General features: G+C 72.2%; 10 protein-coding genes. 5 read left to right on the top strand and 5 right to left on the bottom strand.

Features of this window, described 5'->3' with window-relative positions; translation table 11 throughout:
• Nucleotides 1-42 precede the first annotated feature (42 nt).
• From ABZ851_RS19995 to ABZ851_RS19985, 3 genes are all read left to right on the top strand, one after another.
• Complete coding sequence (locus tag ABZ851_RS19995) at nucleotides 43-621, top strand: TerD family protein (RefSeq protein WP_336049403.1); 579 nt, start codon at nucleotides 43-45, stop codon at nucleotides 619-621.
• Nucleotides 622-738: 117 nt separating this feature from the next.
• Nucleotides 739-2,724 (top strand): TerD family protein, encoded by a 1,986-nt coding sequence (locus tag ABZ851_RS19990; protein ID WP_361129160.1) that lies wholly within the window; start codon nucleotides 739-741, stop codon nucleotides 2,722-2,724.
• A gap of 218 nt (nucleotides 2,725-2,942) precedes the next feature.
• Complete coding sequence (locus ABZ851_RS19985) at nucleotides 2,943-3,926, top strand: TerC family protein (RefSeq protein ID WP_361129157.1); 984 nt, start codon at nucleotides 2,943-2,945, stop codon at nucleotides 3,924-3,926.
• Nucleotides 3,927-4,054: 128 nt separating this feature from the next.
• Here the strand turns inward: ABZ851_RS19985 and ABZ851_RS19980 are convergent, their stop codons facing one another.
• The 3 genes from ABZ851_RS19980 to ABZ851_RS19970 all read right to left on the bottom strand — a co-directional run bounded on the left by ABZ851_RS19980 (nucleotide 4,055) and on the right by ABZ851_RS19970 (nucleotide 7,237).
• Nucleotides 4,055-4,711, bottom strand: a complete 657-nt coding sequence (locus ABZ851_RS19980; RefSeq protein WP_336049406.1) for an MBL fold metallo-hydrolase — start codon at nucleotides 4,709-4,711, stop codon at nucleotides 4,055-4,057.
• A 9-nt stretch (nucleotides 4,712-4,720) separates the two neighbouring features.
• The gene (locus ABZ851_RS19975) at nucleotides 4,721-5,464 is read right to left on the bottom strand and encodes a maleylpyruvate isomerase family mycothiol-dependent enzyme (protein WP_361129153.1); all 744 of its coding nucleotides are present in this window, start codon (nucleotides 5,462-5,464) and stop codon (nucleotides 4,721-4,723) included.
• Between the two features lie 204 nt (nucleotides 5,465-5,668).
• On the bottom strand, nucleotides 5,669-7,237 hold the full coding sequence (locus ABZ851_RS19970; protein WP_361129150.1) for an FAD-dependent monooxygenase: 1,569 nt from the start codon (nucleotides 7,235-7,237) through the stop codon (nucleotides 5,669-5,671).
• Nucleotides 7,238-7,297: 60 nt separating this feature from the next.
• On the opposite strand from ABZ851_RS19970, the gene ABZ851_RS19965 reads away from it, so the two are divergent.
• Together ABZ851_RS19965 and uvrA are read left to right on the top strand one after the other, a co-directional pair.
• Nucleotides 7,298-8,035 (top strand): TetR/AcrR family transcriptional regulator, encoded by a 738-nt coding sequence (locus ABZ851_RS19965; protein ID WP_361129147.1) that lies wholly within the window; start codon nucleotides 7,298-7,300, stop codon nucleotides 8,033-8,035.
• A gap of 315 nt (nucleotides 8,036-8,350) precedes the next feature.
• Nucleotides 8,351-11,326 (top strand): excinuclease ABC subunit UvrA, encoded by a 2,976-nt coding sequence (gene uvrA, locus ABZ851_RS19960; protein WP_361129144.1) that lies wholly within the window; start codon nucleotides 8,351-8,353, stop codon nucleotides 11,324-11,326.
• 84 nt (nucleotides 11,327-11,410) lie between these two features.
• Here uvrA and ABZ851_RS19955 read toward each other — a convergent pair whose 3' ends face one another.
• Entirely contained in the window at nucleotides 11,411-12,421 is a 1,011-nt protein-coding gene (locus ABZ851_RS19955) for a carbohydrate kinase (protein WP_361129141.1), read from the bottom strand.
• Nucleotides 12,418-13,464: a LacI family DNA-binding transcriptional regulator gene (locus tag ABZ851_RS19950; protein ID WP_361129138.1), complete on the bottom strand. Its 1,047-nt coding sequence runs from the start codon at nucleotides 13,462-13,464 to the stop codon at nucleotides 12,418-12,420. Before ABZ851_RS19950 ends, ABZ851_RS19955 begins: the two co-directional genes overlap by 4 nt.
• Nucleotides 13,465-13,586: the final 122 nt, after the last annotated feature.

Raw genomic sequence — 13,586 nt, 5'->3', positions numbered from 1 at the left:
CGCCGGAAAGCTGGGCGGGGACAGTACAGAGAGGGGACGGGCGTGTCGGTCAATTTGTCCAAGGGGCAGGGCATCAGCCTGCAGAAGTCCGACGGCGGGAGTCTGACCGCGGTGCGGATGGGGCTGGGGTGGCGCTCGGCGCCGCGCCGCGGCCTGTTCGGCCGGCGGACCAGCGAGATCGACCTCGACGCCTCGGCGGTGCTCTTCGCCGACAAGAAGCCGATGGACGTCGTCTTCTTCCAGCATCTGGTCAGCGACGACGGCGCGGTCCGGCACACCGGCGACAACCTGGTCGGCGGCGCGGGCCAGGGCGGCGACGACGAGGCGATCCTGGTCGACCTGGCGCGGGTGCCGGTGCACATCGACCAGATCGTGTTCACCGTCAACTCCTTCACCGGCCAGACGTTCGCCGAGGTGCAGGACGCCTTCTGCCGCCTGGTCGACGAGACCACGGGCCAGGAGCTGGCCCGGTACACCCTCACGGGCGGCGGCAACTACACCGCACAGGTCATGTCCAAGGTGCACCGCGCCGGCAACGGCTGGCAGATGACCGCCATCGGTGAGCCCTCCGTCGGCCGCACGTTCCAGGACCTCGTGCCGGCGATCCTGCCGCACCTGTAGCCACCACTGCCCGGCCACCACCGCCGCGGCGGCGCGTACCGGGCCGCGCCGCCGAACCTCCTGGGCCCGCGCCCGGGGCAGGACCCGGGCGTGCCACCACCACCAGGGGGAACAACGATGACGGCCGAGCTGGTCCGGGGGCAGAACCATCCACTGGACCGGACGCGGGTCGAGATCCGGGTGACGGCGGGCGCTCCCGTCATGGCCGGGGTCACTCTCGGCGACGAGCAGGGCAGGCTCGCCGGCGCCGAGGCGGTGGCCCACCCGGGCGCGCCGCGGCGCACCGGCGTCGAGGTCCCCCGTCAGGCGGCCGCCGAGCACCGCATCGCGGTGGACCTCGACGCGCTGCCCGCCGCCGTCCACCGGGTGAGCGTGCTGCTGGCGCTGACCGGCGGGACCGGCCTGACCACCTTCGGCCCGGCCGCCGCACCCGCCGTCACGGTCACCGGTCTCGACGGCACCGCCCTCGCCCGCTACACCGTCACCGGCCTGGGCGCCGAGTCCGCCGTCGTCGCCGTGGAGCTCTACCGCAGGCAGGGCGGCTGGAAGGTACGCGCCGTGGGCCAGGGCTACGCCGGCGGCCTCACGGCGATGCTCGACGACCAGGGCCTGCCGCAGGCGGCGGAGCTGGCCGCGGAGATCGAGGAAGCGGTCGGCCGGGGGCAGGCCCGTGCGGTCCCGGCGCCCGGCCCCGTGGCGGCGAGCCGGTCCGAACGGCCCGGGGCCGGCGCGGCGCCCGCGCCCGTGGGCGGCAGCGCCGTCGACTACCGCCACCCGAAGCGCCGCAGCACCCCCGCTCCGGCCGGTCCGGCCCCGGCCGGTCCTGCCCCCTCAGGTCCCGCCCCGGCCGCCCCCGCCTCCGCACCGGCCGCCGGCCCCGCGTCGCTCGCCGGCCCCGCGTCGCCCGACGGCCCCCCGCTGCCCGTGGCCGGGGACGCCGCCGGCTGGAGCATGGAGGAGCGGCTCTACAACCAGGTCTGGGGGATGTTCGAGGACCTGGCCCGCTCGGTCGCGGCCTACCGCAGCGCCTCCGGCTTCGCCGAATCGCGCCTGGAGCAGGAGCTCGACCAGGCGCTCTCCGACCCGCGCAACCGCCTCGGCACGGCCGCCGACGAGGCCCGTGCCGCCGCCCGCGACAAGCACGCAGCCCTCGTCACCCAGGCCCGCGCCGCCCTCGACCGTGACCTCGCGCAGCTCGCGGCCGAGGCGGCGGTCGTCGAGCCCGCCCTGCCGCCCGCCTTCGCCCGCTGGGAGAACCCCGTCTGGCAGGGCCACCACGCCCCGTCCACGCGTCCGATGGCCTTGCGCCTGGGCGATCTGCACCTCCCCGAAGTGCTGGACCTGCGCATTCCCATGCTCGTACGCCTCCCCCTGGAGCGCGGGCTGTGGATCGACAGCGGGCCCGGTTCCTACGCCGCGGGCACCGGCCCCGCCCCCGGGCGCGACATCCCCCGGCGGGAACTGGGCAGCGCGCTGACGGACGGGCCGCCCGACGAGGCCGAACTGCGCCGGCTGGCCATGGAGACGGCCGTGGCGATCGCCGCCCGGCTGCTCGCCAGCCACCCCGCCGGTGACTTCTCGGTCCAGGTCATCGACCCGGGCGGGACCGCCGCGCCCGCCCTCGCGCCCTTGGTGGAGAGCGGTGTGCTGCCCGCCGCCCCGGTGCCCGGAGTCCAGGACGTGACCGCGGTGCTGGAGGCGCTGACGCGACGGGTGGACCTCGTCCAGATGGCCGTGCGCCACCGCGCGGCGGACTCGCTCCCGCCGGATCTCGACCCCGCCGACCAGCTGCTGATCGTGCACGACTTCCCGCACGGCTTCGACGACCGCGCCCTCACCCGGCTGCGCTACCTGGCCGACGAGGGGCCGGCCGTCGGCGTGCATCTGATGCTGGTCGCCGACCGCGCCCAGGCCCGGGAGCACGGTCCGGTCCTCGACCCGCTGTGGCGCTCGCTGCTGCGGATCACGCCCGTTCCCGATGCCCATCTCGCCGACCCCTGGGTCGGTCATGCCTGGACGTACGAGCCGCCGCTCGCCCCGAAGGGGAGTCAGGTGGTGCGCCAGGTGCTGAGCCGGGTAGCAGCCGCTCGCCGAGCGCCCTGACCAGGCATTTTGCCTTTTTCTTTACTATCTATTGCCTTTCCTTTACGCTTCTTGGTGCGGAGGGGAGTATTCCCGCTACGACGTACCCGTCATCACGGACCGGGAGTGTGCTGCGGTCCCGGGGCGTCGGCCCCGTTCCTCCATGCGGCGGAGCGGGGCGGAAGAGACCTCCGGCAGCGACGACGCTGTAAGTGCCGTACGACTCTGCCGGAGGAGCAGTGGACGTTTCCCTGAACCTGTGGGTGCTGACCATCCTTGGTCTGTGCGCCCTGATAGCCGCCGATTTCTTCATCGGCGGACGCAAACCCCACGAGGTCTCCCTCAAGGAGGCCGGAATCTGGACCGGTGTCTGGATCGCGCTCGCCGGGCTCTTCGGGCTCGGGCTGCTGCTGTTCGGCGGTGCCGCGCCGGCCGGTGAGTTCTTCGCGGGCTTCATCACCGAGAAGTCCCTGAGCGTCGACAACCTCTTCGTCTTCGTACTGATCATGGCGAAGTTCGCGGTCCCGGCGATCTACCAGCAGCGGGTGCTGATGGTGGGTGTGCTGATCGCGCTGGTGCTGCGGGCCGGCTTCATCGGCGCGGGCGCCGCGATCATCGCCAACTTCTCCTGGGTCTTCTACATTTTCGGCGCGTTCCTCATCTGGACCGCGTGGAAGCTGATCAAGGAGGCCCGCGCCGAGGAGGAGGACGAGGAGTTCGAGGAGAACCGCTTCCTCAAGATGGTCGAGAAGCGCTTCCCGTCGACCGACGCGTACCACGGCACCAAGCTGTTCGTCGTCGAGAACGGCAAGCGGCTGATGACGCCGATGCTGATCGTCATGCTGGCGATCGGCACCACCGATGTCCTCTTCGCGCTGGACTCCATCCCGGCGATCTTCGGCCTCACCCAGGACCCGTACATCGTCTTCACCGCCAACGCCTTCGCCCTGATGGGTCTGCGGCAGCTGTACTTCCTGATCGGCGGCCTCCTCAAGAAGCTGGTGCACCTCTCGTACGGCCTGTCGGTCATCCTGGGGTTCATCGGCGTGAAGCTGGTGCTGCACGCCCTGCACGAGTCCGGGGTGCCCGTTCCGGAGATCAGCATCCCGGTGTCGCTGGGCGTCATCTGTGCCGTCCTGATCGTCACGACGCTCACCAGCCTGCGTGTCTCGAAGAAGCAGGCCGCGGCCGACGTGGCGGCCAAGGAGCGCATCGACGCCTGAGGCCGGCCCGCACCGCGCACGCGCGCCCGGTTCCCGCTCCTCACCGGAGCGCGAACCGGGCGCCGTCGTTCGTGGTGGAGGCCCCTGGGGGAGTACCCGCGGGACCCCGCGCTGCACCGTTCCCCGCGTTACCAGCCGCGCTCGTGCCACGCGGCGAGGTGCGGCCGCTCCGCGCCGAGCGTGGTGTCGGCGCCGTGGCCCGGATACACCCAGGTCTCGTCGGGAAGCTCGCCGAAGAGCTTGCGCTCCACGTCGTCGATCAGGCGGGCGAAGTTCTCGGCGCTGCCGAAGGTGTTGCCGACGCCACCGGGGAACAGGCAGTCCCCGGTGAACAGATGCGGGGCACCGTGCGGGTCGTCGTAGACCAGCGCGATGCTGCCCGGCGTGTGTCCGACCAGGTGACGCGCGGTCAGCTCGACCCGGCCGACGGTGAGGGTGTCGCCGTCCTCGACCAGCACATCCGTGGGGACGGGAATGCCCTCGGCGTCGTACCGCCCCGCGTAGGTCCGCGCCCCCGTCGCGTCGACGACCTCGCGCAGCGCGCCCCAGTGGTCGCCGTGCCGGTGCGTGGTGACCACGGATCCGATGCCGCTGTCGCCGATCAGCGCGAGAAGGGTGTGCGGTTCGGCGGCCGCGTCGATCAGCAACTGCTCATCGGTCGCCCGGCACCGCAGCACATAGGCGTTGTTGTTCGTCGGACCGACCGCGACCTTCGAGATCATCAGGTCGGTCAGCTCGTGCACGTCGGCCGGTCCGCCGACCTTCACTGCTCCGCTGTAGCCCATGGGACCACTCTAGAGCGGCGGCACCGTGGGCAGGACGGAGCCGTGACCGTCGAGTGTGCCGCCCCCGGCGCGTCCGGTGAGCCAGCCCATCAGCGCGACCGCGGAGCCCGTCACCACCACGGGCCGGTCCCCGGCGCCCGGCCCGGTGGCGAGGCGGCCGGTGCGCCACCGGCGGCCGTCGTCGGACCGCAGCTCCAGCGGGGGCAGCTCCGGGTGACCGGCGAACTTGACCGTGGCCAGGAAGGCCAGTTGGCGCTCGACGAAGTCGGGGGAGAGCTGGTCGAGGGTGTGGCCCACGCCGAGGTCGACATGGTGGAGTTCGAGCTCGGCCAGCCGGCGCAGCGGCAGCCGGTCGGCCCGTTCGACGACGTTGTTGCGCATCTCGACCTGGTAGGCCCGGCGGTCCCGCGGCAGGGCGTCCATCGCCTTGTCGAACCGCGCCGCGGACTCCCTGAGGTCGTCCAGGTGCGCTGCCAGAGGGCGGTCGGCGCCCCGCTCGATATCGGCGGCACGTGCCTCGGGGCCGGCGTACATCGGCGTGGGCACATCCGTCCGCGCCCAGGTGAGGAGGTTGCCCAGGGCGTCCGCGTTGCGGGCCAGATGGGCAAGGACATGGCCGCGGGTCCAGCCGGGCAGCAGCGACGGCTCGCCGATCGCCGCGTCGTCGAGTGTGCTCACCGAGACGAGGAGCCGGTCGGTGGCCTCTCGGACCGCTGCCACATCGTGCGGGAAGTCGGGCGGGGTGAGGGTCATGGTCCGACGCTAGCGCCGCCGGGGCGGGTCCGGCAGTGGGCCGGCTCCGATCGAGGGGTACGCGGGCGGAGCGGGCGGCGCGCGGCAGCCGGAAGGATCCGCCGGTCCGCGCCGCCCGCCAGGCGCGGGGATCACGAGCGGGGCCAAAAGCCGTGATCCCCGCAGCCGAGGCCTGTCTTCACCGTCCCGTCATCCGCCCGGAGGTCAGGCCGCCGCTTCGGCGGGCGTCCCGAATCCGGCGGGCGTCCCGAACCAGAGCCGGAGCGCGGCGTGCAGCCCCTCCGGACCGCCGGGGGTGTCCACCGCCCAGGCGGTGGTGCCGTCGGGACGCACCAGCAGGCCGGCCAGACCGGGCCGCTCCGGGCAGTCCACCGTGCGCACCCGTATCCGGTCGCCGTATCCGGCGGCGCTCCTGCGCACCTCGGCGTCCCCGGTGAGGTCGAGCAACAGCCCCTGCCCGCCGCGCAGATGGTCCGCGAGCCGGGTGCCGTCACCGAGCTCCAGGTCGGGCGCGCTGCGGCCGGTCAGCGGATGGTCGCCGGGCAGGTCGTAGCGCTGCCGGACGCCGGAGATCTTCTTGGCGAAGAAGGTGGTGGCGGCGACCGTTCCGGTCAGTTCGGCGATCACCCCGCGCAGCGCCATGGCGTGCGACTCCGGCCGCATCAGCGCCACTTGGGCCCGGGTCCACTCCAGCACCCATGCCCCCAGGGGGTGCCGCTCGGCCGTGTAGCTGTCGAGCAGCCCCTCCGGGGCCCAGCCGTGCACCGTGGCGGCCAGCTTCCAGCCGAGGTTCATGGCGTCGCCGATGCCGAGATTCAGCCCCTGGCCGCCGAACGGCGAGTGGACGTGCGCCGCGTCACCGGCGAGCAGCACCCGCCCCGACCGGTAGTAGGGCACCTGGCGCGCGTTATCGGTGAACCGGGTCGCCGAGTGCACCGCGTGGATCGTGACGTCCGCGACCCCGGACACCTTCCGCAGGGAGGCCTGCAACTCCTCGGCGGTGACGGGGGCTTCGCGGTCCGCCGGCGGTCCGTCGAACTCCACGGTGAGGATCCGGCCGGGCACCGGCCCGTGGGCATACGTCCCCGTCCGGGTGAAGTTCCAGCCGGCGCCCAGAGCCTCGGCGCCGGTCATCTCGACGAGGGCCTGATGGCCGGTGATCTCCGGGGCCGTACCGGGGAAGGGGAAGCCGGCGAGCCGGCGGACGGTGCTGCGGCCGCCGTCGCAGCCGGCCAGCCAGCCGGTGCGCAGCGACCCGTCCGAGGTGTGGACGTGCACACCGTCCTCGCCGGCGTCGAAGCCGGTCAGGGTCACCCCGCGGCGCAGGTCGACGCCCAGCTCGGCGGCGCGGGCGCCGAGCAGCCGCTCCAGGGCCTCCTGGGGTACGAGGCCGACCTCGGCGGCGGGCCCGGTGCCGTCGAAGTCCGGGTCCGCCTCGTCCAGCAGGTCACCGCGCAGCATGATGCCCGCGAAGTGCCCGGCGAACCTCGGTGGCTGCTTCACCCCGGCGGCGCCGGCGGCCTGGCGCTGCCGCATGAACGAGCTGACCCTGTCGTAGGCGTCGCGCTGCGCCGCCGCCAGGGCGGGCAGCATCCCGCGCCGGTAAAGGGCCTCTGCCGTGGGGGAGTTGACCGAAGCCGCCTTGATGGTCGTATCCACACCGGTCAGCCGCTCCAGGACGACGACCGACACGTCTGCCAGTGCGAGTTCGCAGGCGAGCATCAGCCCCACCGGGCCGCCCCCTGCCACCACTACGTCTGCGTCATGCTTCATGCGGGTAAGTGTAGTCACTATAAATTTGTTGCGGCTAAAAACAGGTCTAACATTCCGGCCATGAAGGATGGCGTGACGAGTGGGGTGACGGGCGACGAGCGCCGCGGCGGTGACGAGACGGGTGCGCGCGGCCGGTGGGAGGAGACCGGTTTCACCCAGGACGACGGGCGGCTGACGCTGCGCGAGCGCAAGAAGCTGCGCACCCGGCAGCGGATCTCCGGCGAGGCCACCCTGCTGTTCATCCAGCGGGGCTTCGACAACGTGACGGTCGCCGAGGTGGCCCGCGCCGCCGAGGTGTCCACGATGACGGTCTTCAATTACTTCCCGCGCAAGGAGGACCTGTTCCTCGACCGGATCCCCGAGGCCCGGGAGCTGATCATCCGGGCCGTCCGCGAGCGCGGTGCGGACGAGTCCCCGCTCGCCGCGCTGCGCCGGCTCGCTCTCGGGCTGCTGGCGGAGCGGCATCCGCTGGCCGCCGTGGGGGAGGGGTTCGAGCACTTCTACCGGACGGTGCTGGACTCGCCGGCGCTGCGCGCGCGGGGCCGGGAGGCGGTCGAGGAGATGGAGAGCACACTGGCCGCGCTGCTGGCCGAGGCGGCGGGCGGCGATGCGGACCGTCCCGGCCCGGACGCCCGGCTGGCCGCGGCGCTGATCGTCGCGGGGATCCGGGCGGCGGGCGCCGAAGCGGTGGCCCGGCAGCTCGGGGGTGACCCGGTGGACGAGGTGGCCGTTGAGCAGGCGGAGGTGCTGCGGCGCACCTTCGATGCGCTGGAGCGTGCGCTGCCCGGCGTCTCCTGAGGGCACGCCCTGCGGTGTGCGGGGCTGTGGGGGGTGTGCGGGGCGTGAGAGTCGTACGGGGAGTACGGCGGGCGCGGGGTGCACGGCGCCGCGGGAAGATTGTGGGGCCGCCACACGTTCGCGTGAAGAGGGCTTGCGAACCCCTAAATCGAATGCGCGTGCTATAGGCTCGTGTGTGGCATCCCCAAGACAGTGCCGCGGCGGGCCCCATACCCTGGGGCGGGGCTCCGCTCCGCTCCGTCGCCTCTGCTCACCCACCGCGCGGCGGACGCAGAGCCGCGGCCCCCGCCCCCTCCAAGAAAGGTGCCGACCGGCGTGGCCGACCGTCTCATCGTCCGTGGCGCTCGCGAGCACAACCTCAAGAACGTCTCGCTCGACCTCCCCCGCGACTCCCTCATCGTCTTCACGGGGCTCTCCGGGTCGGGCAAGTCCTCGCTCGCCTTCGACACGATCTTCGCCGAGGGGCAGCGGCGCTATGTCGAGTCGCTCTCCTCCTATGCCCGGCAGTTCCTCGGGCAGATGGACAAGCCCGATGTGGACTTCATCGAGGGCCTGTCCCCCGCGGTGTCGATCGACCAGAAGTCGACGTCGCGCAACCCCCGCTCGACGGTCGGCACGATCACCGAGGTCTACGACTACCTCCGTCTGCTCTTCGCCCGGATCGGCAAGCCGCACTGCCCCGAGTGCGGGCGGCCGATCGCCCGGCAGTCGCCGCAGGCGATCGTCGACAAGGTGCTCGAACTCCCCGAGGGCAGCCGCTTCCAGGTGCTCTCCCCCCTGGTGCGCGAGCGCAAGGGCGAGTTCGTCGATCTCTTCTCCGACCTCCAGACGAAGGGCTACAGCCGGGCCCGGGTCGACGGGGAGACGATCCATCTCTCCGAGCCGCCGAAGCTGAAGAAGCAGGAGAAGCACACCATCGAGGTGGTCGTCGACCGCCTCACGGTCAAGGAGTCCGCCAAGCGCCGGCTGACCGACTCCGTCGAGACCGCCCTCGGGCTCTCCGGCGGCATGGTCATCCTCGACTTCGTCGATCTGGACGCCGACGACCCGCAGCGCGAGCGGATGTACTCGGAGCATCTGTACTGCGCCTACGACGACCTCTCCTTCGAGGAGCTGGAGCCCCGCTCCTTCTCCTTCAACTCGCCCTTCGGCGCCTGCCCGGAGTGCACCGGCATCGGTACGCGCATGGAGGTCGACCCCGACCTGATCGTCCCCGACGAGGACCGCTCCCTTGACGAGGGCGCCATCCACCCCTGGTCGCACGGCCACACCAAGGAGTACTTCGGCCGTCTGGTCGGCGCGCTGGCGGACGCCCTCGGATTCCGTACGGACATCCCCTGGGCCGGGCTGCCGGCCCGCGCCAAGAAGGCGCTGCTGAACGGCCACAAGACCCAGATCGAGGTGCGCTACCGCAACCGGTACGGCCGCCAGCGGGCCTACACCACCCCCTTCGAGGGCGCCGTCCCGTTCGTCAAGCGGCGGCACTCCGAGGCGGAGAGCGACAGCAGCCGGGAGCGCTTCGAGGGCTATATGCGCGAGGTGCCCTGCCCGACCTGTGAGGGCACCCGGCTGAAGCCGATCGTGCTCGCCGTGACGGTCCAGGAGAGGTCGATCGCCGAGGTCGCTGCCATGTCGATCAGCGACTGCGCCGACTTCCTGCGGGACATGAAGCTCACCGCCCGCGAGAAGAAGATCGCCGAGCGGGTCCTCAAGGAGGTCAACGAGCGGCTGAAGTTCCTGGTCGACGTCGGCCTGGACTACCTCTCGCTGAACCGCGCGGCCGGCACCCTCTCCGGCGGCGAGGCCCAGCGCATCCGCCTCGCCACCCAGATCGGCTCCGGCCTGGTGGGCGTGCTTTATGTCCTCGACGAGCCGTCGATCGGCCTGCACCAGCGCGACAACCACCGGCTGATCGAGACCCTGGTGCGGCTGCGCGACATGGGCAACACCCTGATCGTCGTCGAGCACGACGAGGACACCATCAAGGTCGCGGACTGGGTGGTGGACATCGGCCCCGGCGCGGGTGAGCACGGCGGCAAGGTCGTGCACAGCGGTCCGATGAAGCAGCTGCTGGCCACCAAGGAGTCGATCACCGGCCAGTACCTCTCCGGCAAGAAGGTCATCGCGACCCCGGACATCCGGCGGCCGGCCGACCCGTCGCGGCAGCTGACGGTCCACGGCGCGAAGGAGAACAACCTCCGCGACATCGACGTCTCCTTCCCGCTCGGAGTGTTCACCGCCGTCACCGGCGTCTCCGGATCCGGTAAGTCGACGCTGGTCAACGACATCCTCTACACCCACCTGGCGCGCGAGCTGAACGGCGCCAAGTCGGTCCCGGGCCGGCACACCCGGGTGGCCGGCGACGACCTGGTGGACAAGGTCGTGCATGTCGACCAGTCGCCGATCGGCCGGACCCCGCGCTCCAACCCGGCCACCTACACCGGTGTCTTCGATCATGTCCGCAAGCTCTTCGCGGAGACGATGGAGGCCAAGGTCCGCGGCTATCTGCCGGGGCGCTTCTCCTTCAACGTCAAGGGCGGCCGCTGCGAGAACTGCTCCGGCGACGGCACGATCAAGATCGAGATGAACTTCCTGCCGGATGTGTATGTGCCGTGCGAGGTCTGCCACGGTGCGCGCTACAACCGGGAGACCCTGGAGGTCCACTACAAGGGCAAGTCCATCGCCGAGGTGCTGGACATGCCCATCGAGGAGGCGCTGAGCTTCTTCGAGGCGGTGCCGACCATTTCCCGGCATCTCAAGACGCTCAACGAGGTCGGCCTCGGGTACGTCCGGCTGGGCCAGTCCGCGCCGACGCTCTCCGGCGGTGAGGCGCAGCGCGTCAAGCTGGCCAGCGAGCTCCAGAAGCGCTCGACGGGCAGCACGGTCTACGTCCTCGACGAGCCGACCACCGGCCTGCACTTCGACGACATCAGCAAGCTGATCCACGTGCTGTCCGGCCTGGTGGACAAGGGCAACACGGTGATCGTCATCGAGCACAACCTCGATGTGATCAAGACGGCGGACTGGGTCGTCGACATGGGCCCCGAAGGCGGCAACGGCGGCGGCCTGGTCGTCGCCGAGGGCACCCCGGAGGGCGTCGCGTCGATCCCGGCCAGCCACACCGGCAAGTTCCTGCGGGAAATCCTCGGCGACCGCGTCAGCGATGCCGCGCCGGTGGCGAGCACCGCGAAGAAGACGGTGGCCAAGAAGGCCGCGGCAAAGAAGCCGGCCGCCAAGAAGGCCGCGACCGCGGCCAAGAAGACGACGGCCCGGGCCCGCAAGGCCACCTGACGCCGCCGGACGTTTCCTGCCGGGCCGTCACCGCTCTCCGTACGGGGACGCGGTGGCGGCCCGCTGCTGCACTTCCTACGCCGCCTACGCCGCCAACTCCGTGGCGAACGGCGGTTCCGCCCCCGCCCGGGAGCAGGTGACGGCGGCCGCGCGGGCGGCGAAGCGCAGGATGTCGCGCCAGTCGTCGTCGCCGAGGGCGGCCACGGCGGCGTACGAGAGGGCGTCATGGGCATCCAGGCGGTGCAGGAGCGCGGCGTTGACCGTGTCGCCGGCCCCGATGGTGTCGACGACGGTGACCCGCTCGCCGGGGACCGTCAGCTCACCGCCGCCGCGCCTCAGCACCGTCAGACCGTCGCCCCCACGGGTCAGCACAATCGCGGCCGGCCCCGCCGCCAGCCATTCCTGCGCCGCCGCGGTGACCGCCTCCCATGTGCCGCCCGGCGCCGCGCCGTCCCCGGCACCGGCCCCGGCCAGCCACCGGGCGTCCTCCTCCGACAGCTTCAGCAGGGCGAGGTCGGGGAGCCAGGAGAGGAAGCGGGCCCGGTAGGCGTCCGGATCCGGGATCAGACCGGACCGGATGTTGGGGTCGAGCGCCGTGAAGACACCGCGCCGGGCCTCGCGCCGCAGCAGGGACTCGTACGCACTCGCGCCCGGTTCCAGCACGAGCGAGCAGGTGCCCAGGGAGAGCGCACGGACCCCGGCGGGCAGCGCGGGCGGCAGGGCGAAGAGCCGGTCGGCGGTGCCGTCCGCGTAGAAGCCGTAGCCCGCCGACCCGTCCGCGCTGATGTCCGCCACGGCGAGGGTGGTCGGCTCGCTGCCGCGCTGCACCAAGGAGGTGTCGACACCGCCGCCGACCAGTCCCTGGAGCAGCGCCTCGCCGAAGCTGTCGGTCGAGATCCGGGAGCAGAACGCGGCCGGCGAGCCCAGCCGTCCCAGCGCGACCGCGGTGTTGTACGGGCCTCCGCCGCGCCGCGGCAGCAGCGCCGGCAACCGGTCGTCCGGGGCGGGGGCCGCTCCCGTGCCCTCCAGCGAGAGGGGAGTGTCCTGCGGGCTGGGGACGAGGTCGATCAGCGCCTCGCCGGCGACGACGATCACGGGATGGGGTTCCTTTCCTGGGCGGCCGGGGGCGTGGCCGGGGCGGTTTCGGCGCAGCCGCACGACGTACGGTGCACAAAGGTGCAGGGGAGACGGACGGTGCGCGGGGGCCGGTCCGGCTGTGCCAGGCGCTCCAGCAGCAGCCGGACCGCCGCCGCCCCGATGTCCTTGCTGGGCTGGGCGATCGCGGTCAGCCGGGGCGTGAAGAGATCGGCCCACGAGAAGTCGTCGAAGCAGGCCAGCGCGATGTCGCGGGGCACGTCCAGGCCGAGTTCGCGCAGGGACCGGAGGGTGCCGATGGTCATCGCATTGTTGGCGGTGATGAGCGCGGTGGGGGGCTCGGGGGCGGCCAGCAGCCGGCGGGTGGCGTCCTGGGCGCCCGCCGCCTCGGAGTTGCCGCCGGCGAGGAGTTCGGGCGCGAAGGGCAGGCCGTGGGCGCGCAGGCCCTCGCGGTAGCCCTGGACCCGCTCGGTGGTCGTGCTCAGGCCGGGCAGGCCGGCGACCAGACCGATCCGGGTGTGTCCCGACTCGGCCAGGTGCCCGACCAGTTGACGCACCGGGCCGGTGTTCTCGGCGCACACCTGGTCGTGCTCGTCGCCGACCAGCCGGTCCAGGAACACGGTGGGGACCTCACGGCGGGCCAGGTACTCCACCATCCCGGCGGGTTCCGCGGACGGCGCCACGATCATGCCGTCCACGCGTCGCTCGTGGAGCAGCTGGACGACCTTGCGCTCGTGCCGCGGGTCATCGTGCGGATCGGTGATCAGCAGGCTGTAGCCGGCCTCCAGGGCGCCGGCCTCGACACCCTGGAGGATCTCGGTGAAGTACGGGTTGCTGATCGCGGAGACCGCCAGGCCGATCGAGCGGGTGCGGGAGGTGACCAGGGAGCGGGCCAGGGTGTTGGGGGTGTAGCCGAGCTCGTCGATCGCGCCGAGCACCGCGGCACGGGTGTCGGGCCGCACCGGACGGGTGTCGTTCAGCACATGCGAGACCGTGGCGACGGAGACCCCCGCACGCCGTGCCACATCCGTCATCGTCGTCATCCGGCTCTTCCTCCCCGAGCGTGCGGCACCCCGTCGGTACCGCGGCCTCCTATGGCCCCGTCCCGCGAAGTCCACCACATTACGAGCACCCGACCGCAAAGGTAAACGCTTGCGTAAGCGTT

Source organism: Streptomyces sp. NPDC047049, from assembly GCF_040643995.1.
Lineage (GTDB): Bacteria > Actinomycetota > Actinomycetes > Streptomycetales > Streptomycetaceae > Streptomyces > Streptomyces mooreae.
This window is presented reverse-complemented; position numbering and strand designations above follow the sequence as displayed.